25 protein-coding genes are annotated in these 25,097 nt (G+C 61.5%); 8 read left to right on the top strand and 17 right to left on the bottom strand.

All coding sequences use genetic code 11. The features are described from left to right. Nucleotides 1-19: 19 nt before the first annotated feature. From KHP60_RS00835 to KHP60_RS00780, 12 genes are all read right to left on the bottom strand, one after another. Nucleotides 20-1,900, bottom strand: coding sequence for an ABC transporter ATP-binding protein (locus KHP60_RS00835; protein ID WP_213561639.1), 1,881 nt, complete (start codon nucleotides 1,898-1,900; stop codon nucleotides 20-22). 168 nt (nucleotides 1,901-2,068) lie between these two features. Then, a complete protein-coding gene (locus KHP60_RS00830; protein WP_213561638.1) occupies nucleotides 2,069-3,334 on the bottom strand; it encodes an aminopeptidase in 1,266 nt (421 codons plus the stop codon). 83 nt (nucleotides 3,335-3,417) lie between these two features. Then, complete coding sequence (gene modC, locus KHP60_RS00825) at nucleotides 3,418-4,524, bottom strand: molybdenum ABC transporter ATP-binding protein (RefSeq protein WP_213561637.1); 1,107 nt, start codon at nucleotides 4,522-4,524, stop codon at nucleotides 3,418-3,420. Continuing rightward, the gene (gene modB / locus KHP60_RS00820) at nucleotides 4,521-5,219 is read right to left on the bottom strand and encodes a molybdate ABC transporter permease subunit (RefSeq protein WP_213561636.1); all 699 of its coding nucleotides are present in this window, start codon (nucleotides 5,217-5,219) and stop codon (nucleotides 4,521-4,523) included. Before modB ends, modC begins: the two co-directional genes overlap by 4 nt. Continuing rightward, nucleotides 5,216-5,986, bottom strand: a complete 771-nt coding sequence (gene modA / locus KHP60_RS00815) for a molybdate ABC transporter substrate-binding protein (RefSeq protein ID WP_213561889.1) — start codon at nucleotides 5,984-5,986, stop codon at nucleotides 5,216-5,218. The genes modB and modA overlap by 4 nt, the downstream gene beginning before the upstream one ends. 109 nt (nucleotides 5,987-6,095) lie before the next feature. After that, nucleotides 6,096-6,740: a protein-methionine-sulfoxide reductase heme-binding subunit MsrQ gene (gene msrQ, locus KHP60_RS00810; RefSeq protein WP_213561635.1), complete on the bottom strand. Its 645-nt coding sequence runs from the start codon at nucleotides 6,738-6,740 to the stop codon at nucleotides 6,096-6,098. Further along, nucleotides 6,740-7,708, bottom strand: a complete 969-nt coding sequence (gene msrP, locus KHP60_RS00805; protein WP_249688390.1) for a protein-methionine-sulfoxide reductase catalytic subunit MsrP — start codon at nucleotides 7,706-7,708, stop codon at nucleotides 6,740-6,742. Before msrP ends, msrQ begins: the two co-directional genes overlap by 1 nt. Before the next feature lie 80 nt (nucleotides 7,709-7,788). Beyond that, nucleotides 7,789-8,460: an N-acetylmannosamine-6-phosphate 2-epimerase gene (locus KHP60_RS00800; RefSeq protein WP_213561633.1), complete on the bottom strand. Its 672-nt coding sequence runs from the start codon at nucleotides 8,458-8,460 to the stop codon at nucleotides 7,789-7,791. 9 nt (nucleotides 8,461-8,469) lie between these two features. Then, on the bottom strand, nucleotides 8,470-9,324 hold the full coding sequence (locus KHP60_RS00795) for a carbohydrate ABC transporter permease (protein WP_213561632.1): 855 nt from the start codon (nucleotides 9,322-9,324) through the stop codon (nucleotides 8,470-8,472). Beyond that, complete coding sequence (locus KHP60_RS00790; protein ID WP_213561631.1) at nucleotides 9,321-10,253, bottom strand: carbohydrate ABC transporter permease; 933 nt, start codon at nucleotides 10,251-10,253, stop codon at nucleotides 9,321-9,323. Before KHP60_RS00790 ends, KHP60_RS00795 begins: the two co-directional genes overlap by 4 nt. A gap of 63 nt (nucleotides 10,254-10,316) precedes the next feature. Further along, the gene (locus tag KHP60_RS00785; RefSeq protein ID WP_213561630.1) at nucleotides 10,317-11,564 is read right to left on the bottom strand and encodes an extracellular solute-binding protein; all 1,248 of its coding nucleotides are present in this window, start codon (nucleotides 11,562-11,564) and stop codon (nucleotides 10,317-10,319) included. A 76-nt stretch (nucleotides 11,565-11,640) separates the two neighbouring features. Beyond that, nucleotides 11,641-12,516 carry a hypothetical protein gene (locus KHP60_RS00780; RefSeq protein ID WP_213561629.1) on the bottom strand — a complete coding sequence of 292 codons (876 nt, stop codon included), beginning with the start codon at nucleotides 12,514-12,516 and terminating at the stop codon, nucleotides 11,641-11,643. A gap of 160 nt (nucleotides 12,517-12,676) precedes the next feature. Here KHP60_RS00780 and KHP60_RS00775 point away from each other — a divergent pair, with 160 nt between their 5' ends. Next, nucleotides 12,677-12,994 carry a hypothetical protein gene (locus KHP60_RS00775; protein ID WP_213561628.1) on the top strand — a complete coding sequence of 106 codons (318 nt, stop codon included), beginning with the start codon at nucleotides 12,677-12,679 and terminating at the stop codon, nucleotides 12,992-12,994. Between the two features lie 54 nt (nucleotides 12,995-13,048). Beyond that, the gene (locus KHP60_RS00770) at nucleotides 13,049-14,884 is read left to right on the top strand and encodes a DEAD/DEAH box helicase (protein ID WP_213561627.1); all 1,836 of its coding nucleotides are present in this window, start codon (nucleotides 13,049-13,051) and stop codon (nucleotides 14,882-14,884) included. Between the two features lie 46 nt (nucleotides 14,885-14,930). Here KHP60_RS00770 and KHP60_RS00765 read toward each other — a convergent pair whose 3' ends face one another. Further along, a complete protein-coding gene (locus tag KHP60_RS00765) occupies nucleotides 14,931-15,233 on the bottom strand; it encodes a hypothetical protein (RefSeq protein WP_213561626.1) in 303 nt (100 codons plus the stop codon). Between the two features lie 484 nt (nucleotides 15,234-15,717). Here KHP60_RS00765 and KHP60_RS00760 point away from each other — a divergent pair, with 484 nt between their 5' ends. After that, entirely contained in the window at nucleotides 15,718-16,863 is a 1,146-nt protein-coding gene (locus KHP60_RS00760; protein WP_249688388.1) for a PHB depolymerase family esterase, read from the top strand. Between the two features lie 78 nt (nucleotides 16,864-16,941). Here KHP60_RS00760 and KHP60_RS00755 read toward each other — a convergent pair whose 3' ends face one another. Further along, entirely contained in the window at nucleotides 16,942-17,754 is an 813-nt protein-coding gene (locus KHP60_RS00755) for a DUF1194 domain-containing protein (protein ID WP_213561624.1), read from the bottom strand. Nucleotides 17,755-18,040: 286 nt separating this feature from the next. Between KHP60_RS00755 and KHP60_RS00750 the strand changes: the two genes are divergently transcribed. Then, nucleotides 18,041-18,280 carry a hypothetical protein gene (locus tag KHP60_RS00750; RefSeq protein WP_213561623.1) on the top strand — a complete coding sequence of 80 codons (240 nt, stop codon included), beginning with the start codon at nucleotides 18,041-18,043 and terminating at the stop codon, nucleotides 18,278-18,280. A gap of 39 nt (nucleotides 18,281-18,319) precedes the next feature. Here the strand turns inward: KHP60_RS00750 and KHP60_RS24925 are convergent, their stop codons facing one another. Together KHP60_RS24925 and KHP60_RS25600 are read right to left on the bottom strand one after the other, a co-directional pair. Next, nucleotides 18,320-19,069, bottom strand: coding sequence for an extensin family protein (locus tag KHP60_RS24925; protein ID WP_213561622.1), 750 nt, complete (start codon nucleotides 19,067-19,069; stop codon nucleotides 18,320-18,322). A gap of 305 nt (nucleotides 19,070-19,374) precedes the next feature. After that, on the bottom strand, nucleotides 19,375-19,845 hold the full coding sequence (locus KHP60_RS25600; RefSeq protein ID WP_213561621.1) for an HU family DNA-binding protein: 471 nt from the start codon (nucleotides 19,843-19,845) through the stop codon (nucleotides 19,375-19,377). Between the two features lie 433 nt (nucleotides 19,846-20,278). On the opposite strand from KHP60_RS25600, the gene KHP60_RS00735 reads away from it, so the two are divergent. The 3 genes from KHP60_RS00735 (at nucleotide 20,279) to KHP60_RS00725 (ending at nucleotide 23,586) form a co-directional block, all read left to right on the top strand. Then, nucleotides 20,279-21,145 carry a sugar kinase gene (locus KHP60_RS00735; protein ID WP_249688386.1) on the top strand — a complete coding sequence of 289 codons (867 nt, stop codon included), beginning with the start codon at nucleotides 20,279-20,281 and terminating at the stop codon, nucleotides 21,143-21,145. 36 nt (nucleotides 21,146-21,181) lie between these two features. Further along, complete coding sequence (gene eda / locus KHP60_RS00730) at nucleotides 21,182-21,847, top strand: bifunctional 4-hydroxy-2-oxoglutarate aldolase/2-dehydro-3-deoxy-phosphogluconate aldolase (protein ID WP_213561619.1); 666 nt, start codon at nucleotides 21,182-21,184, stop codon at nucleotides 21,845-21,847. A gap of 95 nt (nucleotides 21,848-21,942) precedes the next feature. After that, nucleotides 21,943-23,586 carry an acyl-CoA synthetase gene (locus KHP60_RS00725; RefSeq protein WP_213561888.1) on the top strand — a complete coding sequence of 548 codons (1,644 nt, stop codon included), beginning with the start codon at nucleotides 21,943-21,945 and terminating at the stop codon, nucleotides 23,584-23,586. Nucleotides 23,587-23,596: 10 nt separating this feature from the next. Here KHP60_RS00725 and KHP60_RS00720 read toward each other — a convergent pair whose 3' ends face one another. After that, nucleotides 23,597-24,403 (bottom strand): enoyl-CoA hydratase, encoded by an 807-nt coding sequence (locus tag KHP60_RS00720; RefSeq protein ID WP_409366241.1) that lies wholly within the window; start codon nucleotides 24,401-24,403, stop codon nucleotides 23,597-23,599. 121 nt (nucleotides 24,404-24,524) lie between these two features. Between KHP60_RS00720 and KHP60_RS00715 the strand changes: the two genes are divergently transcribed. Next, complete coding sequence (locus tag KHP60_RS00715; protein WP_213561617.1) at nucleotides 24,525-25,097, top strand: peroxidase-related enzyme; 573 nt, start codon at nucleotides 24,525-24,527, stop codon at nucleotides 25,095-25,097.

Below are 25,097 nucleotides of genomic sequence, written 5' to 3'. Positions count from 1 at the left end.
CCCTCTGGAAAACGGTCTCTCACGCAGCCCCGCGGAGCTGATCGGCCTCGATCGCAACCCAATGTCCCGGCTCGACTTCGCGCATGCGATGAATGGCGGGCTCCTGCCCGACCGGACGCACGGGACTTGGGATCTCGCCTTCGATCCGCGTCTGGGCCCGCTCGCGTTGCGGATCCGCAATCGGCACTGCCGAGAGCAGCTTGCGCGTATAGGAATGCTGCGGGTTCTCGAAAATCGCCTGGCGTGGCCCGAGCTCGACGATCTGACCGAGATACATCACCGCGACGCGATGGCTAATCCTCTCGACCACAGCCATGTCATGGGTGATGAAAAGATAGGACAGTCGCCGCTTCTCCTGCAGCTCCATCAGCAGATTGACGATCTGCGCCTGAATCGACACGTCGAGAGCCGACACGGATTCATCCGCGATGACGAGCTTCGGATTGCTCGCCAGCGCCCGTGCGATGCAGATGCGCTGGCGCTGGCCACCGGAGAATTCATGAGGATAACGCTTGGCGTGCTGCGGCTGCAGACCGACTTGCTCCAGCAATTCGTGCACGCGCCGCTCGCGCGCCTTGCGATCCGGGATCAGGCCATGAACGATGATCGGCTCCGCAACACTATAGCCCGCCGTATGCCGCGGATCGAGCGAGGCAAAGGGATCCTGGAAGATATACTGGATCTCCTGCCGCAGGCGCCGCCGCTCGCCTTGGCTCATGGCCGCCATGTCGCGCCCGTCGAAGCGCACCGTGCCGCCCGTCGGCTCGACGAGCTGCTGCAGCGTGCGCCCGATGGTGGATTTGCCGCTGCCGGACTCCCCAACCAGCGCCAATGTCTCGCCGGGATAGATGTCGAAGTTCACCTCTTCCACCGCATGAACTCGATGAGTCACGCGACCGAAGAAGGTCTTACCCACATCGAAACGAGTCGTGAGCTTCTCTACCTGAAGGATCGGCTTCGTGTAATCGGCGGTGTTCTGCTCATGGGCGTCGCCGACGGGCTTGGCCACGCCGCCATCCATCACCATGACGGGGGTGCGCTTGGGGAACGGCTGCCCTTTCAAACTGCCGAGGCGCGGCACGGCGGAGAGAAGGGCTCTGGTATAAGGATGCTGGGGTGCTGCGAAGATGTCGCGCACCGGCGCCTTCTCTACCTTCTCGCCCTTCCACATCACCACTACATCGTCCGCCATCTCGGCAACGACGCCCATGTCATGCGTGATGAAGATGACCGCTGTGCCCATCTCCTGTTGCAGATCGCGGATGATATGCAGGATCTGCGCCTGGATCGTCACGTCGAGCGCTGTCGTCGGCTCATCGGCGATCAGAAGCTTTGGATTGCAGGCGAGCGCCATGGCGATCATCACGCGCTGGCGCATGCCGCCGGAGAGCTGGTGCGGATAGCGGTCGAGAAGCTTGTCCGCGTCGGGAAGGCGCACCTTCTGCAGCAGCTCCTTCGCCCGTAGGCGTGCATCGCGTCCGTTCAAGCCTTGGTGCAGGATCAGGGTCTCGGAAATCTGATTGCCGATGGTGAAGACAGGATTGAGCGACGTCATCGGCTCCTGGAAGATCATCGCGATGTCGTTGCCGCGGATCTGGCGAAGATTGCTGTCGGACGCCTTGACGAGATCGATCGCTTCGCCGCCGTCGGGCCGGAAAAGCACCTGCCCTCCGGTGATGCGCCCGCCCGTATAATCGGTCAGACGCATGATCGCCAAGGAGGTGACGGATTTGCCTGATCCCGACTCGCCGACGACTGCCAGGGTCCTGCCCGGTTGCACATCGAAGCTGATGTCCTTGACAGCTTTAAAGGCTCCGCTCCCCGTTCCAAACTCCACCGACAGGGAGCGAACCGACAGGAGAGCTTGGTCCTGAGACCTAAGATTGGCAGTATCCGACATACATCCACGCTTGTGAGAAGGCACTGACCCCACCGATGGCAAGATCAGTACCTCTTTGATACCTGCAATCCATCACAGCCATAATGCCAACACGTCAAGCACTGTTTGCATCAGATCAGGAAATCGGCCAGATCATAGATCCGGCACAGCTGCAAGGCCGGATATTTGTTACTTAGTAACCCATTCGCCGCCCCGCATGAGCGGCTCGGCTCTGCCGTCCTGTGTGATACCATCGACGTCTATCTGGTTGGAGCCGATCATCCAATCGATATGGATCAGGCTCTTGTTTGAGCCATGGGACGCGAGCTCGTCCTCGCTCATCGTTCCGCCATTGCGGATGCACTTGCTATAGGCTTGGCCAAGGGCAATGTGGCTGGAGGCATTCTCGTCGAACAAGGTGTTGAAGAAGAGAAGCCCGCTTTGTGAGATCGGCGACGAAAACGGCACCAGAGCCACTTCGCCGAGGCGACGCGCGCCCTCGTCGGTATCGAGAACCTTGTTCAGCACGGCCTCTCCGGTGCGCGCCTTGCTCTCGACGATGCGCCCGCCCTCGAACCGTACCTGAATGCCCTGGATCAGGGTGCCGTTGTACGAGAGCGGCTTGGTGCTGGTCACGTATCCGTCCACCCGGTCCTTGTGCGGCGTGGTGAAAACCTCCTCGGTCGGGATATTGGCATTACAGACGATCCCGTTCTTCGCCGTGGTCGAGCCGCCGTTCCATTCATGCCCGTCTGCCAAGCCGACACGCAGGTCCGTGCCGGGGCCTCGGAAATGGAGCGTGGCGTAGTTCTTGTCGTTCAGCATGCGCGTACGCGCCTGGAGGTTCGCGTTGTGCTTCTCCCATGCGGCGATAGGATCCGGCATATCGACACGGGAAGCTGAGAAGATCGCCTGCCAGAGCTTGGAGACGGCCACGTCCTCCGGATCGTCCGGAAAGACAGTCTTGGCCCAGGCAGGCGTCGCTGCGGAGATGATCGTCCAGTTGATGTCGAAGCCGGCAATCATGTTGAGGGCAGGCATATAGGCCCTGGAGCGGGCCCGATTGGCACGGGAGACCTTTTCCGGATCCTCCTTGGCAAGGAGCGACGGGTCCTCACCGACGATAGCGAGCCGGGCTGCACCGTTCTTGTAGGCGGTTGCCATGCCCTCATAGAGCCAGGCCGGCGCCGTGTCGAAACCCTCGTTGCGACCGTGGCGGAAGCGCATGAGCGTGCTCTCCTCGTCGGAGAAAATCGTGGTGACGAGGGAGGCGCCGGCCTTGTAAGCATGTTCCGTAACGCCCCGCACCAAGGCGACGGCCTCGAGCGGAGCCGTCACGACCAATTCCTGCCCGGGCTTCAGCCCGAGGCCGACACGAACGGCGACTTCTGCCAAGCGGTCGAGAAGCTTGGCATGGGACGTGGCATCAGCCGGGTGTCGGAATTGCTCGTTCATGATCTGAGGCTCTCGAAGCTGAAAAGGATGGCAGGAGAGGCTACACGGCTCTGCCGCCGGTGCAACCTCGATAGGCGAAAATCTCACATACGCTGCGGCTTGACCGCGCCGAGAGCCTCCGGGTCGAAGGCGATGCTCTTGATGATGGCGTGGACGGGAAGACCCGGCTTCAGGCCAAGCTCTTCCACCGATTTGCGGGTCACACGGGCCACAAGACGGTCGCCGCTACAATCGAGTTGCACATCCACGCTCGGCCCCTCGGCATGCTCGATCGAGGAAATAAGTCCCGGCAACACATTCAATGCGCTCATGCCTATGGGCTTCTGCAGAGACAGCATGATGTCGCGCGCGCGCAGACGCACGCGCAGGCCCGTGCCAGCGGGATATGTCAGATGCGGCACCCTCAGTGTTCCAGCCCTGGTCTGCAGCACGGTCAGACCGAAGGAATCCTCATGCCGCAATACCTGGGCCTCGATCAGTGCTCCCGCCTCTGCGAGGCCGGTTTGCGCGAAGTGATGGGGGTGCCGGAGGATGTCAAATGCCGGACCTGAAGCTGTCACGTGGCCTTCGGACAGAACGACGATGGATGTGGCAAGCCTCGCAATCTCGGCCACCGAATGGCTGACGAGAACGATCGGCACCCCGCCCTCGTCGCGCAGTCGCTCGATATACGGATAGATCTCAGCCTTGCGCGCTTCGTCGAGGGAGGCGAGCGGCTCGTCCATCAGCAGCAATTGCGGATCGGCCAGAAGCGCCCGCCCGATAGCGACCCGCTGTTTCTCGCCACCCGACAACGTGGATGGCCGCCGCTCGAGCAGATGGCCGATGCCGAGAAGATCGACGATATGATCGTAGCTCGCCTTCCTGTCCCGTTTGGGCGTGAACCAGCGGCCGAAGAGCAGGTTATGCCGCACGTCGAGATGCGGAAAGAGGCGTCCCTCCTGGAACACGCAGCCGATCCGCCGCTTGTGCTTCGGCGTGAAAACATTCGCCTTTGTATCGAGGAGCACCTGTCCCTGCACGACGATCCTTCCGTGGCTGGGGCGCACGAGGCCGCCAATGGCGCTTACGATCGTCGTCTTACCGGAACCCGATGGCCCGAAGAGCGCCGTGAGCTTTCCATCCGACTGGAAGCGCGCATGAAGGCTGAAGGCGCCTTGTACGTGCCGGATATCGACATCGAGGATCATTGCGCGTGAACCCGTCGCCGAACGCGCCGCGCCAGCCACTCGGAGAGCCAGAGTGCGGCGATGGAAATGCCGATGGAGACGAGCGTCAGCCGCATCGCACCGCCCTCGCCTCCCGGCACCTGCGTGTAGGCATAGATGGCCGTGGGAACGGTCTGCGTTTCACCAGGAATGTTGGACACAAAGGTGATCGTCGCGCCGAACTCGCCCATCGCCTTGGCAAAGGACAGCACCATGCCGGCGATGATGCCTGGAAGGATCAGCGGCAGCGTCACGGCGGCGAAAACCCAGACTGGATGCGCGCCCAATGTGCCGGCAGCATCTTCGAGCCTGCGGTCGACCGATGCGATGGACAGGCGGATGGCCCGCACCAGCAGCGGAAAGCCCATGATGGCGCAGGCAAGCGCAGCGCCCGTCCAGCGAAACGACAGGACGATGCCGAACTGCGCGTCGAGAAACGCCCCGATAGGCCCGCGCCGTCCGAAGCCAATGAGAAGAAACCATCCGACGACCACCGGAGGAAGCACGAGAGGCAGATGGACGATCACATCGAGCGCATGCCGTCCCCAGAAGCGCCCGCGCTCCAGGGCAAAGGCGATGGCGACACCGGGAATAAGGCTCGCCGCCATCGCAACGAGCGCGACTTTCAGGCTCAGGCGAACCGCCGTCCATTCCTCAGGAGTCAACCAGTCCGTCACGAACCAGAACCTGCAGTGTTGATGACGATGAAGCCTTGCTTCTCAAACAATGGCTTGGCCTGAGCCGAGCGCAGGAATGCCAGGAAGGACGCGGCATCAGGATTCGTCGAGGCTCTTGTGAGCGCCACCGGATAGACAATCGGGGGATGGCTTCCCATCGAGAATGTCGCGGCAATTGTCACGTTCGGATCCGAGACGGCATCCGTCCTGTAAACGATCCCTAAGGGCGCCTCGCCACGGGAGACGAGAAGGAGCGCGGCACGGACATTGTCGGCCTGCGCGATCCGGCCTTTCACCCCCTCCCAAGCGCCGAGATGCTCCAGAGCCGCCTTGCCATACTTGCCTGCCGGAACTGCCTCAACATGGCCCATGGCGAGGCGGCCACTGCCGAGGATCGACGCAAAATCGATGCCGGGCTCCAGCACGACCTGAATTGTCGATCCCTTCGGTGCGACGAGCACGAGGGAATTGCCGAGGAGGCCGACGCGGCTCTCAGGCCTGATCAGGCTCTTGGAGGCGAGGTAATCCATCCAATCGAGATCGGCTGAGAAGAAGAGATCGGCTGGAGCGCCCGCCTCGATCTGCTTGGCGAGTGCGTTGCTCGCCGCATAGGAGACGACAACCCGCCGGCCGGTGTCCCGCATCCATGCGGCACCGGCGTCATCGAGGGCATTCTTCAGGCTGGCCGCGGCGAAGACCACCACGTCTCTGGCTTGAGCCGAGGCTCCTGCGTTCAGCGCAAAGACCGCGAAGAGCAGCCCTACCATAAGCACTTTGGCGGATGCCCCGAAGATAGAGCTTGCCGGATTGATGATCTTCTCGCTCAAGGGTAAGCCTGTTGTTGCCGGGCGCATCCTAACCGAGTAAGCCGGGCGTTCAAGCCAGACGCCGCCGAGGAGACGTTTTCTTCATTGTTGAGCGGATCAGCCGATAGCCGAGCAATACGGCCACGATGGCAGCATAGACGAGCGGCTCGGGAGGCCAGGATTTCACGACGAGCAGGAAATGGAGCGCCGCGCCGATGGCCGCCAGATAGACCAGGCGGTGCAGCTTCGCCCAGGCCTGCCCTCCCATACGCCGGATCGAGGCATTGTTGGAGGTCAGAGCCAGGGGCACGAGGATGACGAAGGTCGCCATGCCGATGGTGATGTAGGGCCGCTTCACGATATCGGCGACTATGGCCGAGACATCGAGCCCCTGATCGAGCACGAGATAAGTGACCAGATGCAGGGCGGCATAGTAGAAGGCGATTAGTCCCAGAGCCCGTCGATAGCGCAGCAGGTTGATATTGAAGAGCTGGCGCAGGGGCGTGATCGTCAGGGTCGCGATCAGGAAGCGCAGGGCCCATAGTCCGAGCCCCTGTTCCAGATAGCGCATCGGATCGGCTCCGAGCTGATCGGTGATGCCGGCATAGAACAGCCAGATTGCCGGGATGAAGCCGACGAGATAGATCGCAATCTTCGGCACCTGAGGCAGCGCAAGGCTTTTCTTGTCTGCCTGAACGGAGGCTCGGCCCGCCATCAGTAGAGCTTCCGCAGGTCCATGCCGGTGTAAAGGCTCGCCACCTGCTCGGCATAGCCGTTGAACATCAGCGTCGGGCGGCGCTTGACGAACAGGCCGCCCTCGCCGATGCGCCGCTCGGTTGCCTGGCTCCACCGTGGATGGTCGACGCTCGGGTTCACATTGGCATAGAAGCCGTATTCGCTCGGCGCCTGCTTGTTCCAGGATGTCTCGGGCTGCTTGTCGACGAAACTGATGCGGGTGATCGACTTGATCCCCTTGAATCCGTATTTCCACGGCACCACGAGACGGATCGGCGCGCCGTTCTGGTTCGGCAGGGTCTCGCCATAGAGGCCGACCGCCAGAATGGTGAGCGGGTTCATGGCCTCGTCGAGACGCAGGCCCTCCACATAGGGCCAGTCGAGCACCGGGAAGATGGACTCGACGCCCGGCATCTCCTCCGGCCGGTAGGCGGTCTCGAAGGCCACGTATTTCGCACTGCCCAAGGGCTCCACGCGCTTGACGAGATCCGCCAGTGGGAAGCCGACCCAGGGGATGACCATGGACCAGCCTTCGACGCAGCGCATCCGGTAGATGCGCTCCTCCAGGGCCGATGACTTGATCAGATCCTCGATAGCGAACTCTGCAGGCTTGCCTACCATGCCGTCGATCTTGACCGTCCAGGGTGAGGTCTTGAGGCTTCCGGCCTTGGCCGCCGGATCCTCCTTTCCGGTCCCGAACTCGTAATAATTATTGTAGCTCGTGATGTCCTCGCGGCTCGTCTTCTTCTCGTCCGTTGAGAAGGGACTTTTAGCAGAAGACAGAGGCGCAGCTTCCAGGCTCCTCGGCAGGGCCGTGGCCAGAGCGAGCCCGGCAGCGCCAGCCATCCATTGGCGGCGGTTGAAATACACCTCCCGGGGCGTAATCTCGGAAGGCGGGATATCGGTAGGGCGGCGGATCAGCACGGCATCACCTCGTTTGGAACCCATTGTGAATGGGTACACCCGAGAACGCCAGTGGTGGTCTCACGTTTCCGTTACAAACTTTCTTTTGAAGCCAGACTGATGAACTAGAACGAGATCGCGCGAACGAATTTTCGTGTTATTTCGCGCGGGTTGGTGATGGCGGTTCCCACCACCACCGCATGGGCCCCACGCCTGAGAGCTTCCGCAACGAGATCCGGCGTATCGAAGCGCCCTTCCGCAATGATGGGCACCGGGAGTGCTGCCGCAAGAGCCGACAGAAGCCCCAGATCGGGGCCCTCGGTCCTGAGAGACGCCGTTTCCTGCGTGTACCCGGAGAGTGTGGTCGCGACATAGGTGGCGCCGGCAGCAAAGGCGGCCTGACCCTGCTCCAGCGTGGCGATATCGGCAAAGACCTCTGTGCCGAGTTCCGCACGGATCCGCCCGATCAGGCGCTCCACCGGCTCGCCATCCCGCGGACGCGGCGTGGCATCGAGCCCGATGATGTCGGCGCCTGCTTTCGCGATCTGTACGGCCTGTTCGAAACCTGGGGTGATATAGACGGGGAAGCGGGCGTCCCATACCTTCGCGATTCCTATGATCGGGAGCTTCGTCACGGCGCGGATCGCCGCCACGTCCGCCTCGCCGTTGGCACGGATACCTCCGGCGCCGCCGGCCTCCGCGGCCTGCGCCATGGCGGACATATGGACCGGACCGTGCAACGGGTTGTCGGCCCGCGCTTGGCAGGAGACGACGAGAGTGCCCTTCGGGATCAGCATGGGTTCACCTTACTTCACTGCACCGGCCGTCATGCCCTGGATGAACTGGCGAGACAGGGCGATGTACAGAAGCGTGATGGGAGCCGCCGCGATGGTGAGGCCGGCAAACAACATGCCCCAATCAGTGGTGTATTCGCCCATGAAGGTGGTCAGCCCCTGCGGCAGGGTCTTGCGCGCATCGGTCTGGATGAAGACCAACGGGAAGAAGAAGTCATTCCAGATGGGCACCGCGTTCTGTATGGCGGCAATCGCCATGGGCGGGCGCGCCAGCGGCAGCATGACCGACCACATGATGCGAGGCTCGGACGCGCCGTCGATGCGCGCCGCATCCTCGAGTTCCGATGGCAGCGTGCGCAGGAATCCTGCCATGATGAACACGGTCGAAGGCAGGCCGATGGCCGTATAGGTGACGATCAGGCTCCATCGGCTGTCGAGCAGGCCGAGATCCCGCAACAGGATGAAGAGCGGGATGACGGCAAGCTTCAGCGGCAGCATCAGCCCTGCCAAGAAGAACAGCAGGATAAAAGTGTTGGTGCGAGACTCGTAGCGTGCCACCGCATAGCCCGCCATGGTGCCGAGAACGAGGATCAGAACGATCGAGGTGCCCGTCACGAGGATCGAGTTGACGAAGTAAACCGGCATGGCGGTCTCGCCGAGCACTTTGGCGAAGTTCTGCACCTGCGTGAAATCGGGCAAGGCGAAGGGATGCTCGAAGATCTCGCCTGTCGTCTTGAAGGCGGAGAGCACCATCACCACGACCGGATAGAGCATGATGAAGGAGTTCGCGATCAGGATAACCTGGGCGAGCAGGACGAAGGGAATCGCTTGACGCGTCGCGGGTGCGTCGGACGTGATGGCGGTCAAAACTGGATCTCCCGACGGCGCAGCCACAGGGTCAGCATGGACGCGAAGACGACAATGAACAGGAAGAGGAGCGTGGCCAGGGCCGAACCCATGCCGAAGTTCTGGATGCTGGCGCTTTGGTTGCCGAAGGCCGTGCGGTAGAAGACGAGGCCCAGCACGTCCGTGGAGCCGAAGGGCGAGCCGTCGAGCCCCACCATCACGTAGGGGATCTCGAACCAGTTGAAAGCACCGATGAACAGCAATGTGAAGAGGATCGTGGTGCTCGGCGCCACCAGCGGCCACACGACATTCTTCAGAAGCTGCCACTCGTTGGTGCCGTCGAGCCGCGCCGCCTCGATGATTTCCGGCGGGATGCGCTGCATGCCGGCGAGATAGACGAGAGCCGGGAACCCGACAAAGTGCCAGGCATTGGCGAGGATGAGCGCACCGAGCGCCGTCGAGGAATCACCGAGCCATGGCTTGGCCCACGAATCGAGCCCCACTGAATAGAGGGCCTGATTGATGATGCCGAAATTGGGATTCAGGAAAAGCTTCCAGAGGAAGCCGACGATGATCGTCGACAGCACCACCGGCACGAATACCGCGATCCGGTGGAAGCGGAAGCCGAAGGGCTCCTTGTAGAGAAGCCAAGCGAGAAAGAACCCGCCGCCGTTCTGGATGATCATCAGCGCAATTAGCGCATAGACGTTGTGCAGGAAGGCGTTCCACACCACCGGGGCCATGGTGGCGCCAAACAGCACTTCCCTGAAATTCTTGAGGCCGACGAACTCGCCGCGTGCCAAGCCCTGCCAATCGTAGAAGGCATAGGCGAAGGCTGACAGGATCGGATAGACCACGAACAGCGACATGAAGACGATAGGCGGGACAACGAGAAACGCCACCCACAATTGGTGCTTCAGCGAGCGGGGCTGTTGGCGCGAGGCTTGCATGGAATTAGATGCCTTCGGGATAAACGGCAGGCTCCAAAAGCCTGCCGCCCTTTCATCAGTGTCTTACTTCTGGAACGGCTTGTAGTAGGTCGCGATACCCTTGTTGATCTCGGCAGCCGCCTGCTCGGGGGTCTGCTGGCCGGCGAGCATCTTCTGCACGTTCGACTGCAGCAGCACCGAACCGCTCGGCTCCTGGTATCGGAAGCGCACGAGCATCAGGTAGGACATGGAGTTCTCAGCGAGCTTCGCCACATCCTGCGTGATCGGATCCTCGATCTTGATGCCCTTGATCGGCGACAGATTCTTGAGGGTGTTGGTGAAAGCCGTGCCGTATTCAGGGGTCGCCAGGAAGCGCACGAACTTGAGCGCGGCGTCCTTCTTCTCGCTCTTCGCGTTTACCGCATAGCCGCCGTCGTAATAGGTGGCAATCAGTGCCTGGTCGCCTGCTTTTAGGACGGGAGCCGGGAACACGCCGAGATCGAGCGTGGGGTTCTGGTTCTTGAAGTTCGCCACCTCATAGGAACCGCCCGCGAACATGGCCGCGCGGCCCGCCACGAAGAGCTGCTGCGAGGACGGATAATCAACGCCTATGAAGTTCGGCGCGAAGTACTGGCTGATGTCCTTCAGCTTGGCGAGGGCGCTGACGAAGCGCGGATCGGTGAAGTTGGCCTTGCCGGAGACGATGTCGGCCTCGAATTCCTTGCCGAGCATGGACGAGAGCAGGCCGCCGACGATGGTCTCGTTCTGCCAGGCCGTTGCCGTGCCGTTGGAGAACGGGTTGATGTTCTTGGCCTTCAGCGCCTGGGCCAGAGCCATCATCTCGTCCCAGGTCTTGGGCGGGTTCAGGCCGTTATCCTTGAAGATCTTCTTGTTGTAGACCACGAGCTGAGCCTGCATGGCGAAGGGAACCGCGTAGACCTTGCCGTTTGAGCGTAGGGTCTCGGCCGCGAGTGCCGCTTCCGGAAAGTTCGCCAGCTCGGGCACGTTCTGCTGGTCGAGGGCGAGCAGATAGCCGGAGGTCGCGATGGTCTCAAGGTTGCCGTAGGCGCGCGCCTGGATCACGTCCGGGCCGCGGCCGGCGGCGAGCGCCGTGGACAGAATGGTTTGGTAGTTCTCGGGCGCGTAGGTCTCGAACTTGACCGTGATGCCCGGCTCCTTCGCCTGAAACTTCTTGATGATGTCCTGGTAAAAAGCCTTGTCTTCCTGGCGCCAGCTCCAGAAGGTCAGCTCGGTTTGAGCCATGGCGGCGGTGCCTGAGAGCAGGAAGCTGCCGGCAGCAGCGGCCATCAGAATGCGTCGGGTCAGTTTCATTGTCAGTTCCCTCATTGTTAAAGGCCTTGTCCTCCCACCGCCGGGTATGATTTTCGGCATGCCCGACGGAATTTCTTCAGCCATATGGCTCGGCTGCGATGACGAGAAACGTCGCGTCATCGTGAGTTTTAACACGCGGATAAGCGCCTGCCAGAAGATCGCTCCGCTCTCTTTCCCGCAGCTCCTGCATCAGAGCAGGACCCTTACCCGCGGCAAGCTCGGCATGAAGGGTGTTGTCCGAGTATGCCCCGAACACGTCCACGAGCCGCATGAAACCGTCGGTGGCAAGCAGGATAGGCACGCCCGGCTTCACCTGCGCCTCGAACCGCAGCTCGCGGCCGGCCCAGGGCCGGAGTGGGTTCACGACCCAGTACCCGTCGGGCCGATTGAGCTTGGTGCGGTTCTCGAGGATCTGGCGTTTCACCGCTTCGGGGATGGAGCCGGGCGCGTGCTCCCGCGCCCCGAGGGCGGCCAGCGTCTTCCTCTCGAAAGGCTTGGCCCGGTCATCGGTCCACCGGACGATCCCTCGTTCCGAGGGCACGAGGGCGATCACGTCACCCAGGAAGCGGCCCTGGACCCTTACCTGTCCACTGTTCCCTGGATGGGCCTCGACCAAGCCGAGGCAGGCCGAGGGGGCATGGTCGTCGCCGACTTCCGGGACGTGGGTTGTGGTCTCCCGGAAGGCAGAATGAATATCGGCCTCAAGGCGGCTCAAGACCGCATCGGCGCCTCCTGTTCCGGCGAGATCCATCAACCGCTTGCCGACCAGACCGGCAAGCCAGGCGGCATCGCTGCCACCGGAGGTGAGCTGCTCGTTGGACAGACCGGTCGCACCATCGACCACCCAGGCAACAGACCCACGCAGGCCGATCCCGTCCTCATTGACACGGGAGCCTGGCAGGGACAGCCGGTCCAGAGACCGGAAACGGAGAATGGAGCCAGTCGCGTTCACGGCCTAACTGGTCTCATATTGGTCGCCTCGTGTCTATACTGGTCTTAAGGGCTTTTCACATCCTTCCTGAAGATCAAAGGGCTTAGGAATGTTCGTTTTGATCGAATCGGAGACCTAGGCGTTAGTGCTTTGATCAAGCTGTATCGGCGAAGGGAAAGCCATGGTCACCCTGGAGATAGACGGCAAGGCAGTTGCCGTGACGAACGCAGATGAGGGACAAGCCCGCGAACTCTTTCTCAGCGAGAGCTTTAAAGATGACCTGAAATCGTTTAAGAGCGAGGGCCGCTCCCTCTGGGACGGCTCAGCTGCCTTGACGACACGGCCCGCATCGGAACACGAGATCGATGCCTTCTATGAGGCCCTGGACGAAGAGGACGAGGTCGACGAAGGCGACGAAGACTATGACGACGACCTCGATATCGATGTCGTGTTCCTGGTGTCCATCGACGAAATTGACGACGCCGCTGCCTCCGGCTGATCATCCTTACCGGAGCCCTCGTAGGCTCCCCAGACACGGTTCAGCCTTATTCACATGCCTTTTCCCAAGACCAATCCCAGCCTCGAACGCGCCCTTGCCGATCGGGGCTACAACGATCCGACCCCCGTCCAGGCCGCCGTGCTGCAGCCGGATGCCCTCGATCGTGACCTTCTTGTCTCGGCCCAGACCGGCTCCGGCAAGACCGTCGCCTACGGCCTCGCCATGGCCTCCACCCTGTTGGGTGATGCGGAGCGTTTCGACGTGCCGCGTGAGCCGATGGCGCTGATCATCGCGCCAACCCGTGAGCTCGCCCTCCAGGTCAACCGGGAGCTCATCTGGCTCTATGGCCCGGCCGGCGCGCGGGTCGTCTCCTGCGTCGGCGGCATGGATGTGCGCCGCGAGCAGCGGGCGCTTGCCGATGGCTGTCATATCGTGGTCGGCACACCGGGCCGCCTGCGCGACCACCTGGAGCGTGGACGTCTCGACACCTCGAAGATGCGCGTCGTGGTGCTCGATGAGGCCGACGAGATGCTCGACCTCGGCTTCCGCGAGGATCTGGAATTCATCCTCGACGCTACGCCGGAGGAGCGACGCACGCTGCTGTTCTCTGCGACCCTGCCGAAGAACATCGTGGCCCTGGCGCGTCGCTACCAGCGCGAAGCACACCGCATCGACACCTTGGTCCAGAACCAGCCGCACGGCGATATCGACTACCGGGCGCTCAGGATCGCCCCCAACGAAGTCGAGCATGCGGTCGTCAATGTGCTGCGCTTCTACGAGAGCCGCGGCGCCATGGTGTTCTGCCACACCCGCGAGGCGGTACGGCATCTGCATGCCAGCCTGCTCGAACGCGGTTTTCTGGCGGTCGCGCTATCGGGCGAACTGACCCAGAGCGAGCGCAGCCACGCTCTGCAGGCTCTGCGTGACGGGCGTGCACGGGTCTGCGTCGCGACCGATGTGGCGGCTCGCGGCATCGACCTTCCGGATCTCGGTCTCGTGATCCATTTCGATCTGCCGAACGATCATGAAACGCTCCTGCACCGCAGCGGCCGCACGGGCCGCGCCGGGCGCAAGGGCACCTGCGTGCTGCTGGTGCCCTATACCCGCCGCCGCAAGGCCGAGCGCCTCGTGGACATGGCAGGCGTCGACGTGACTTGGGCCGGTCCTCCCTCCGCGGACGAAATCCGCCTGCGCGACCGGGAGCGCCTGATGCAGGATCCGATCTTCACCGAGGAGACAACGGAGGAGGATCTTGTCATGGCGCGGGCGCTCCTCGCAGAGCGTTCGGCCGAGGAGATCGCCAATGCCCTGGTTCGTTTCAACCGTTCGCGGCTGCCTGCTCCCGAAGAGATGGTGGATACAGGTCCAGACCGCGAACCGCGTCAGCGCAAGGACAAGCGCGAGCGGCAGGACGAGCGCGTACGCGACTTCAAAGACCGTAGCCGGGATTCGTCCGAGGGCGGATTCGAGCGCTCGTCCGAGGACATGGTATGGTTCCGCATGAGCGTCGGTCGGCGCAACAATGCCGATCCCCGTTGGCTTCTGCCGATCATCTGCCGCCTCGGTCATGTGACGAAGAAGGAGATCGGCTCGATCAAGATCTTCGATCGCGAGACGAAGTTCGAGATCGTCAAGTCCCACGCGCCGAAATTCGCCTCCGCTGTCCGCAAGACCAATGACGAGGACATTCGCATCGAGCCGGCCGATGCTGGACCCGGCAAGCCGCGTGATGGCAAGCCTCACGAGGGCAAATCCTGGGATAGGCCGAAGAGCAAAGGCCCGAAGGAGAGAGGCGGACCTCCGCCATATGGGAAGCCGAAGGACACCAAGGGTCCGAAGGATCAAAAGCGTCCGAAGGACAAGAAGCGCTCATCGGACAAGCGCCCCTGATAAAAGCCACAGGTCGGGACATCATCATGTCCCGACCTGCTTTCCTTCAGAGCGGCAGATCGATGAAATGGTTCATTACGGCTTCTTCATCCCTTTGATCAGCGCACCTGCGAGCGGCACGGGATACTTGGAAGAGCCGAGTCAACTGGGTGGCGGACGAAACCCACGACCGCTTCCCTGCCCTCTGAACCTCCACGAGCTGCTGCTGAAGAGCCTGCGCGTTCATTTCAAGGGCCCGTACAGCGCTGTTGCACTCCCCCAAGGTCAGCTCCATCTCCCGCGAGACCTTCAACCGCTGTGCGACGATCAGCATCACGACGGCCAGCAGAAAATTGACAAGCGCGATCACAGCCGCCGCCCAGATCGGGCGCCGGCCTGGTGCAGAACAAAGAACAGGGACACATTACCCATCAGAAAAGCGAAGGCGCCCAGCAGCGCCGGAGCGCTCCACAGGGAGGACCGGGTGATCGTCTGCTGAAAGCGAATATCCACAATAGTCGATTCGGCACGCAAAAGGATTCGAAGGTTGCGGGCGGCATTGTCCGTTATGACCTAAGGCATTTCATCCGACACGTAGACGACGGACGATTGATCAGTGCCGCTTCCGCAGCATTGATCCCGGTCAAGGAACGGCCAAGCTTCAACGATGAGGCGCGGAAGAAGGCTCCGGTCCATATTGCATCGCACAAAGTATGTTGTGCATCGCAACATAAACCCCATATGACGAGTTAGTTTCGAGATAACCCCATACCTGAAAAGGCCCAGTCATTATGCAGCGCTTAGGGCAAATGATTCGCCATCTGGCTCATCACCGCCGCCAGTGGGAAACCGCGATGGCCGCGTCGAATGCGGCATCCGTCGCATTCGAGAACCCATTGGCACCAAATCGACTGACGGAAGTCACCGGCTTCGGCTCCAATCCGGGCAACCTCCGGATGCTGACTTACGTTCCGGAAACCCTTCCAACCTCCCCCGGTCTCGTGGTCGTCCTGCATGGATGCACGCAAACGGCAGCCGGATACGATCACGGCTCGGGCTGGTCAGCGCTTGCTGATCAGTATGGTTTCATTCTGCTCTATGCCGAGCAGCAGGAGGCCAACAATCCGAACCGATGCTTCAACTGGTTTCAGCTTGGCGACATCGAACGCGATCGCGGCGAGGCTTACTCGATCCGTCAGATGATCGAGCATGCCGTTCAGCAGCATGTCGTGGATCGTAGCCGCATCTTCGTGACGGGTCTCTCGGCCGGCGGCGCGATGACGTCCACCATGCTCGCCGCATATCCGGAAGTCTTCGCCGGCGGCGCAATCATTGCCGGCCTTCCCTATCACTGCGCCGCGAGCGTTCCAGAAGCCTTCGAATGCATGTTCCAGGGACGGACGCGAACGGCACAGGAATGGGGCGACCTCGTGCGAGATGCCTCTTCCCACAAGGGACCTTGGCCCAAAGTGTCCGTGTGGCACGGCAGCGCCGATGCGACGGTCAAACCGATGAATGCGGGCGAGATCATCAAGCAATGGACGAATGTCCATGGCCTTCGATCCGGCCCGAACCGCAGTGAAATCGTGGACGGCTATCCAAGGCGCGCCTGGATCGATGCAGCGGGCAACGAGATCATTGAGGAATATGTCATCACCGGGATGGTCCATGGCACACCGCTGGCGGTCGGCAACGATGAGAACAGCTACGGCGCCCCCGGCCCCTTCCTTCTGGATGTAGGCATCTCATCGAGCTTCCGGATCGCAACGTTCTGGGGGCTGACGGAGCCTTCCGAGAGAAGGGCCTGGAGCCGTCCTGCGCCTCAACCCGTTCCGCAGGTCTCGGAAGCAGCCCTCCACGTTCTCCCAACTGCGGCGGAAGCACCGAGAAACGAGGCTGCAGTGCATAAGCCGCAGCAGCGCGAACAATCGGCTTCGTCCCATCTGGATATCGGATCGGTGATCACGAAGGCGCTCAAGGCGGCTGGTCTCATGAAGTGAGCGATTCTAAATTGAGAGCAGCGTAGAAGCCAGCATGAGCCGAGCGCCATCCGGCGCTTGGCTTCCTATCCATGCAGCTCAGGGCTTTTTCTCCTGGCTCAGCAGATCCTCCTGCTTGCGTCTTTCGCCCGTGATGCAATTCATGCTTTCCTGCTGGGCCGGCACGATCAGGGGCCTGCTATCGCCAATCCCCGCGATCTCCCGCATGATTTTCGTGCGAACGATCATGGCGAATTGCTCAGGATCGTGCAGGGGCAGGACGAAAGAGCCAACGCCGCCGATGACGCATTCCCTGAAGTAGAGATCCAGATCCTCGAGCTCCGTGCTGCCGGTCGCCCGTCTGAACATAATCGGCAAGCCATTGATGATGATACCTCCCGCAACCGCCTCATCGCGGGCATAGGTGACGTGACGACCATCGTTGTTGGGACCATCTCCGGACACGTCGATGACGCGACGGAGCGGAGCGCCACCCAATTGCTCGAAGAGCCTGCGACTATGGTCGATGATTCCGGAGATCGATGTCATACCTGCCTGCCGGATAGGCTGATAGGCGAGTTGGTTGGAAAATGACATCGCCTTCTCAGGATTGTCGATGATCGTCCAGGGCACGATGACCCTCTGATCTTTCACGCCCGACCATTCGACGTAGGTAACCGCAATCCGACCATTCAGACCGTTCTCGATCGCTTCGTGAACAAGGGACGAGCGGAAGGCATCGATGAAGCCTTCGCGCTGAAGCCCCTGCTCCTCACTTTCCATGGAAGACGACACATCGACGGCAATGACAAGCGCAACGTCGAGCTGCATTTCCGCGTCAGGGGGACCACCTGCCAGCACATCGCCGGCGAGTAGAAAAAACGCGAGCGTACTCAGGAGCCTATTCGCCATGACTGCCTCCGCTCCCGGCCATCAATCCGTCGGCCGCCGCCAAGATTGCAGTCTGTCAACGCCCCAATCAGGCATTTGATGCGCAAGCTTGGCCGATAAACCGGCGGAATTCCCTATCCGGCACGTGACTCCGCCCGTCAGGAGGGGCGGGCAGAGGCTGCCCCTACGCGGTCACAGCTTTCCAGGGACTGAAGAGTACGTAACAAAATCCACTCTCTATACGCAGAGCAGACAGGGGGCGGGTGTTTCGGGTAAATGTTTCTTACGCTACGCAAGGGGCACAGCCATGAAACCGGATATGGATCTGATCGGCGCTCTCACCAGCTTCTCCGTCGGCACACTGGATGGCCGCGATGCGATGATGGTGATTGAACTCGCGACTACGCCTGAGGAATACGAGCTCGGCATCCGCCGCCAGATGCCCGTCGCCATGACACCCGAGCATGCTCGGGAGCTCGGCGAGGCGCTGCTGCTCGCAGCCCGGGCAGCTGAGATGGGTGAGGCTCCGAGCTACGCATTCAACTGATCTTCGTTCCCGTTCAAATCACGTGGATCAGTAGGCTCCTCATCGGCACGCCCGGTAGGAGCCCATATCGAAATGGAAATGATCGCGGTGAGCCTCATTATAGTCGGGGCTGAGTACGAGATCGAAAAAATCGCACGCTCCATTTCTGAGGGTGCGCAGGAAGGCCGATCGGCGCGCGGTGCTTCCCCTCCAATCGCTCTTCACCGTGACCTGCTGTCCGTCCGCCAGAACGAAACCGGCAATGTCGACGGCATTGGCTGTCGCATGCTCGCTGCGCCGGCCGTTCGCGCAATGATTGACATTGCGGCAGGCATACGTGCCGAAATGCGTGACCCGCACGACGTCCTGCCCGAAATGCTGGCGGGCCGCCGGACGCAGGACATGCGCTTCGAACAGAGCCCAGGCCACTGTGAGCGAGCAGGTGGCCGTGAACTCCCGGCTCAAGCCCACCAGGGATCGTGACACTTCAACCGCATCGGACAGACCGCATCCCTGCTCCAAAGGACGATCCGGTACCGATCGGTGCGAGACGGACGAATCGGCCAGAACCGCACGGCATTGCTCCCCGTCCCGCTTTAGACGGGAGAGCTTGAGACGCGTCAGCCAGCTGACATCGTCGGCGATGCGCAACGGCGTGAAGGGATTGAGGCGGTTGGGGATCGCAATGACCTCGCCCCAGATCAGCGCGGCAACGATCCCAAGTCCCGCCAGTATCGAAAGGGCCAGTCGTCCAAGGATGACCGGGACAATCCTGGAGCGGCGCGGCGGCTGGGGCTGTTCGATCTGCACAACCTTGTTCTAGAGCGTCGGACCTGAAAGTGGATTCCTCATTTAGGTCCGATGCTCATTTCCTAAGCTAACGCGTCGCCATGCGGAAAACCGGATCCACTTTTCCGCGCGGTGCGCTCGCGCTCATTCGTTCTGGTACCAGCTGCGGGCTTCAGAAGGGCAACTTAAGGAGGAGACGCCTCACCTCGGCAGGACGGCCCCCTCTACCAAAAAGAGCAAGACGGATGATCCGCCTTGCTCTTCGCGCCGAATCGAACGCTCTCTTGGATAGGAGCGCGCAAGGCGCTGTTCCATTTGCCGGAAACTCAGATGGATTCCTTGAGGTCCTTGGCAGCGCGGAACGCAATCTTCTTCGAAGCCTTGATCTTCACCGGCTCACCAGTCTGAGGATTGCGACCCATGCGAGCGGCGCGCTTGCGCACCTGCAGAATGCCGAGACCGGTCAGGCGAATCTTTTCGCCCTTCTTCAGACTCTTGGCAATCAGCTCGACGACCTGGGTCAGCATCTCGTTGGCTTGGCGCTTGGGAAGCTCATGCAGCTCGGAGAGCTTTTCCGCAATGTGGCGCAGCGTCAGGATCGGGGATGACGCCGAGGAGGAAGCCTTCGCAACCTTCTTTACGGACGCTTTCTTGGCCGGTGCCTTGGCTGCGGCAGCCTTGCTGGCGGCCTTTGCAGGGGCCTTGGCAGCCTTCGACGATGCCTTTGCTGCAGCCTTAGGCGCCGCAGCCTTCTTGGCCGGGGCCTTCTTGGAAACTTTGGTTGCAGTCTTGGCCATCAGAAACTCCTTTGTAGATGGTGAATGCATAAGACAGCAGATTCTCAATAACGCTTTCAGCCAAGAATTAAAGATGGCAAAGCTAGGTTTCCGCACAATAGTAAGAGTTACTTGTCGATTTCTCGTCGACAAAGGCCCGAATGCTGGCTCCGCCCCCTTGAACTGCGCCCTGTATCCGAACTCCGAACAGGATGCGGAGCAGCTTGAGTTCGAACAAACATCGCTGGCAGCGCCGCTTTTCGCGTGCTGTCTCGAGATTGCATGATCTCTTTGGAAGGCTGGGAACTGGACATCCGAGGATTACCTGATGTCACTTTCCCTGTCGCAAAACCGCAGTATTGCAGTTATTGGATCGACAAAGAGCTTACGCTCACCATAATTCAGGAAATGCCACGGTGAAAGCATGACAAAGGTCGCCTGCATCGGAGAATGCATGATCGAGCTTCGGGAGGAGGCCGATGGCCGGCTGTCCCGCGGTTATGGCGGCGATACGTTCAACACCGCCGCCTATCTGGCCCGTCTCGGTACTCCGACGGATTACATCACCGCGCTCGGAGACGACAGCTGGAGCGATGAACTGATCGCAGCCTGGAACGCGGAAGGCGTTGGGACACAACAAGTGCTGCGCCTGCCCGGGCGTCTGCCGGGACTCTACATCATCCAAACGGATCCTAAGGGCGAGCGCCGGTTCTCATACTGGCGCGAAACCGCTGCCGCGCGCCTGCTGTTCCAGACGCCGGAAGCCAAGGACGTCATCCAAGCCATCGGCACATACGATCTCGTCTATCTCTCGGGCATCTCCCTTTCCCTCTACGGAGACAGTGGACGCGAGCGCCTGTTCGACGTGCTCCGCGACGCGCGGTCCAAAGGCGGCCGTGTCGCCTTCGACACGAACTTCCGCCCGCGGGGCTGGCCCGATCCCGATATCGCGCGGGCTGGCTTCCGTCAGGCCTTCGCATGTGCCGATATCATCCTCGCATCGACGGAAGACCTCGACCTCCTGTTCGGCAGCAGCGGTGTGGACGAACTGATGACCTTCGCCGACAGGGCCGAGATCGTCCTCAAATACCCCGACCTTACCTGCCGCGTCCTGTCGCAAGGTGAAGACATTGTCGTGACCGGCAAGCCTGCGGAGGATGTGGTCGATACCACTGCGGCCGGCGACAGCTTCGCGGCGGCTTATCTCAACACGCGCCTCTCAGGTGAGAGCCCCCAATCCGCCGCAGCAGCGGGGCATCGTCTCGCCGGCCAGGTCGTGCGCTATCGCGGCGCGATCATTCCGCGCGAGGCCATGCCGTAAACTATGCTTGCAATCTCCATCCAAGGAGTTCCTCCCATGCCACAAGACCAGAAGGACCTCGCCAGCTCCCGCAACAAGAAGCTGGCCGATCTCCTCCGCGCCGGCCCCATCGTTCCGGTCATCACGCTGGAGCGTGTTGAGGACGCGGTTCCCCTCGCACGGGCTCTCGTGGCGGGCGGATTGAGCTTGCTGGAAATCACCCTGCGGACGTCCGCTGCGGCGGATTCCGCAGCTGCCATCATCCGGGAGGTTCCTGAGGCCATCGTCGGCATCGGGACCGTTCTGACCCCTAAGGATCTGGAGCGTGCTCAGGCGCTCGGCGCACGTTATGCCTTGAGCCCTGGCGCTACACCAGACCTGCTCGAAGCAGCGAGCCAGAGCGAAATTCCATTCATTCCCGGCATCGCCACTGCCTCCGAACTCATGGCGGCGCTCGCTCACGGTTTCCAGACCGTCAAGTTCTTCCCGGCCGTCGCGGCCGGCGGCATTCCCGCTCTGAAGGCCCTGGCTGGCCCGTTCCCGCAGGCACGGTTTTGCCCCACGGGCGGAATCGACGAGAAGAACGCCCGGGATTGGCTTGCCCTGTCGAATGTCGTAGCGATCGGCGGATCGTGGGTATGCCAGACCTCCGACATCCGCGCACAGGCCTGGGGTGAGATCACGGCGAAGGCGCAGCGCGCTGTGATGGCCGTCAAGGAATGATCCGCTCTCGAGTACGGCGCGAATCAGGTGGTGACATTTCGTAGGGTTGTCAGTTCCCCTCCCCCTGGCGATACTCATCGCCAGGGGGAGGAAAGATAGTGACCTCGACGATCTACGACACGAACCTGGACAAGAATCCGGCGAACTATCAGCCGCTGACGCCCCTCACCTTCCTGGAGCGAGCGGCCAGCGTTCACCCAAACCGCACGGCACTGATCCACGGTTCCCTGAAGCGCAGCTATCAGCACCTTTATGCCCGTTCCCGGCGTCTCGCCTCGGCACTTGCCCAGCGTGGCATCGGACGCGGCGACACCGTCTCGGTCATGCTCCCCAACACGCCTGCCATGCTCGAGTGCCATTACGGTGTCCCCATGGCCGGTGCGGTGCTCAACACGCTGAACACCCGCCTCGACGCCAAGATCATCGCCTTCTGTCTGGAGCACAGCGAAGCCAAGGTGCTGATCACCGACCGGGAATTCGCGACCACAGTCAAAGCGGCTCTCGAATTGTCCTCGGCAAAACCTCTCGTCATCGACTGCGACGATCCGGTATTCACCGGCCCCGGCGAACGGCTGGGATCCATGGAGTATGAGGAGTTCCTGGCCATAGGCGACCCGGACTTCGCCTGGAGCCCACCGCAGGATGAATGGGATGCCATCACCCTGAACTATACCTCCGGCACCACGGGCGATCCAAAAGGCGTCGTCTATCACCATCGCGGAGCCTATCTGCTCGCCATGGGCAACATTCTCACGGCCGGCATGGGACAGCACCCTGTCTATCTGTGGACGCTTCCCATGTTCCACTGCAACGGCTGGTGCTTTCCCTGGTCGCTCTCCATCGTCGCCGGCACCCATGTCTGCCTGCGCGCCGTGCGGGCAAAGCCCATGTATGACGCTCTTGCCGATCACGAGGTCACGCATCTCTGCGGCGCACCCATCGTCATGTCGACGCTTCTCAATGCGCCCGCCTCCGAAAAGCGTCCCCTGCCCCACACGGTCAAATTCATGACGGCCGCCGCCCCGCCACCGGAAGCGGTGCTCGCCGCGATGAGGGCGGCACACTTTGACGTGACGCATCTCTACGGCCTGACGGAGGTCTACGGCCCGGCGGTCGTCAACGAATGGCATGAAGAATGGGATGCTCTCGACGCAGGCGATTATGCGGCGAAGAAGGCCCGGCAGGGCGTGCGCTATCCGGTGCTGGATGCTCTCGACGTGCTCGACCCAGAAACCATGCGGCCGGTGCCTGCCGACGGGCGGACCCTCGGCGAGGTGATGTTCCGCGGCAACGTGGTCATGAAGGGCTATCTCAAGAATCCGTCCGGCACGGCCAAGGCCTTCGAGGGCGGCTGGTTCCATTCGGGCGATCTCGGCGTGAAATATCCGGACGGCTATGTGCAGCTGAAGGACCGCTCGAAGGACATCATCATTTCCGGCGGGGAGAACATCTCGTCCATCGAAGTGGAGGATGCCCTCTATAAGCACCCCGCCATTCAGGCGGCAGCCGTTGTTGCGATGCCGGACGAAAAATGGGGCGAGACCCCGTGTGCCTTCGTTGAGCTGAAGCCCGGCCAATCAGCCTCGGCGGAAGACATCATGGCTTGGTGCAGGCAGAATCTGGCGTCCTACAAATGCCCGCGCACCGTGATCTTCACGGAACTCCCCAAGACTTCCACGGGCAAGATCCAGAAATTCCAGCTGCGCGAGATAGCACGGGCTCACAAGAGTGCGGGTTGAGGGGGGATGCTCATCGCCCCTTCCAATGCGGCTTGCGCTTCTCGATGAAGGCGTCGACGCCCTCGGCGGCATCTTCCGCCATCATGTTGCAGGCCATGACGTTGCCCGCATAGGCATAAGCCTCCTCCAGGCTCATGGAGCGCTGGCGGCTGAACATGGCCTTGCCCGTGCGGATCGCCACAGGGCTTTTCGCGCAGATGTCGGCCGTCAAAGCGGCCACGGCCTGATCCAGTTCCGCATCCGGCGCGACCCGGCTGACGAGCCCGTAGGACAATGCCTCGGCGGATGAGATGAAGCGACCCGTCACCAGCATGTCGAAAGCCTGCTTGGGCGAGACATTGCGGGAAAGAGCCACGGCCGGCGTGGAGCAGAACAATCCCACATTGATTCCGGATACGGCAAAGGTTGCGCTCTCAGCCGCCACAGCCAGATCGCAGGACGCCACGAGCTGACACCCGGCCGCCGTCGCCATGCCATGCACCCGTGCGATCACCGGAACGGGCAGGTTGACGATGCCCTGCATGACCCGGCTGCATTGCGCAAACAGGGCCTCGTAGTAATCCTGATGCGGATTGGCCCGCATCTGCTTGAGATCATGCCCCGCGCAGAAGGCCCTGCCGGAGGCCGCAAGAACGACGCAGCGAACCGCCTCATCCTTTCTCAGCTCGTCCAGCGCCCCCTGAAGCGCCGTCAGCATTTCCTCGGAGAGAGCATTGAACTGGGCCGGGCGGTTGAGGGTGAGCGTTACGACCCCATCCCGATCCTCGCACAGCAGAATGTCATCAGCGGCAACGGCCTGCTGGGCACTCATGGGCATTCTCCCTCCGGATCGTTCCTTGCACGTTGTTTACATGATCCAACCCGAATAAGCTCGATCTGGCAATAAGACCCTTGAGGAATGCTGTATCAACCTGGGCCAAAGACAAGAGGTGCCTTTCTTGACCAAGCCGCCGATCAGCCGCTTTCCCACCCCCGAGATATCCGATCTGCCCGAAGATATCCGCACGCGCATTCTCGCGGTTCAGGAGAAGTCGGGCTTCGTGCCAAATGTCTTTCTGGTGCTGGCCTGTCGCCCAGACGAGTTTCGGGCCTTCTTCGGCTATCACGATGCCCTGATGGAGAAACCAGGCAATCTCACCAAAGCCGAGCGCGAGATGATCGTAGTGGCGACAAGCAATGCCAACCAGTGCCAATACTGCGTCATTGCTCATGGCGCCATCCTGCGCATCCGTGCCAAGAACCCGCTGATTGCCGACCAGGTCGCCATCAACTACCGGAAAGCCGACATCACATCTCGGCAGAAGGCAATGCTGGACTTTGCCATGAAGGTGTCCCTTGAGGCCTATGCTGTCGGCGATGCCGACATTGCAGCATTAGGCGCCCACGGCTTTACGGAAGACGACGTGTGGGATATCGCGGCGATTGCCGCCTTCTTCGCCATGTCGAACCGTCTCGCCAATGTCACCAGCATGCGGCCAAACGACGAGTTCTATTCGCTCGGCCGGGGCTGA

This window comes from Microvirga sp. 3-52, assembly GCF_018383585.1.
Classification (GTDB): domain Bacteria; phylum Pseudomonadota; class Alphaproteobacteria; order Rhizobiales; family Beijerinckiaceae; genus Microvirga.
This window is presented reverse-complemented; position numbering and strand designations above follow the sequence as displayed.

Coding starts and splice junctions, on each gene's coding strand:
- KHP60_RS00835 (WP_213561639.1), bottom strand. CDS start 1,900: ATGTCGGATACTGCCAATCTTAGGTCTCAGGACCAAGCTCTCCTGTCG.
- KHP60_RS00830 (WP_213561638.1), bottom strand. CDS start 3,334: ATGAACGAGCAATTCCGACACCCGGCTGATGCCACGTCCCATGCCAAG.
- modC (WP_213561637.1), bottom strand. CDS start 4,524: ATGATCCTCGATGTCGATATCCGGCACGTACAAGGCGCCTTCAGCCTT.
- modA (WP_213561889.1), bottom strand. CDS start 5,986: ATGGTAGGGCTGCTCTTCGCGGTCTTTGCGCTGAACGCAGGAGCCTCG.
- msrQ (WP_213561635.1), bottom strand. CDS start 6,740: ATGGCGGGCCGAGCCTCCGTTCAGGCAGACAAGAAAAGCCTTGCGCTG.
- msrP (WP_249688390.1), bottom strand. CDS start 7,708: ATGGGTTCCAAACGAGGTGATGCCGTGCTGATCCGCCGCCCTACCGAT.
- KHP60_RS00800 (WP_213561633.1), bottom strand. CDS start 8,460: ATGCTGATCCCGAAGGGCACTCTCGTCGTCTCCTGCCAAGCGCGGGCC.
- KHP60_RS00790 (WP_213561631.1), bottom strand. CDS start 10,253: ATGCAAGCCTCGCGCCAACAGCCCCGCTCGCTGAAGCACCAATTGTGG.
- KHP60_RS00785 (WP_213561630.1), bottom strand. CDS start 11,564: ATGAAACTGACCCGACGCATTCTGATGGCCGCTGCTGCCGGCAGCTTC.
- KHP60_RS00775 (WP_213561628.1), top strand. CDS start 12,677: ATGGTCACCCTGGAGATAGACGGCAAGGCAGTTGCCGTGACGAACGCA.
- KHP60_RS00770 (WP_213561627.1), top strand. CDS start 13,049: ATGCCTTTTCCCAAGACCAATCCCAGCCTCGAACGCGCCCTTGCCGAT.
- KHP60_RS00760 (WP_249688388.1), top strand. CDS start 15,718: ATGGCCGCGTCGAATGCGGCATCCGTCGCATTCGAGAACCCATTGGCA.
- KHP60_RS00755 (WP_213561624.1), bottom strand. CDS start 17,754: ATGGCGAATAGGCTCCTGAGTACGCTCGCGTTTTTTCTACTCGCCGGC.
- KHP60_RS00750 (WP_213561623.1), top strand. CDS start 18,041: ATGAAACCGGATATGGATCTGATCGGCGCTCTCACCAGCTTCTCCGTC.
- KHP60_RS25600 (WP_213561621.1), bottom strand. CDS start 19,845: ATGGCCAAGACTGCAACCAAAGTTTCCAAGAAGGCCCCGGCCAAGAAG.
- KHP60_RS00735 (WP_249688386.1), top strand. CDS start 20,279: ATGATCGAGCTTCGGGAGGAGGCCGATGGCCGGCTGTCCCGCGGTTAT.
- eda (WP_213561619.1), top strand. CDS start 21,182: ATGCCACAAGACCAGAAGGACCTCGCCAGCTCCCGCAACAAGAAGCTG.
- KHP60_RS00720 (WP_409366241.1), bottom strand. CDS start 24,403: ATGCCCATGAGTGCCCAGCAGGCCGTTGCCGCTGATGACATTCTGCTG.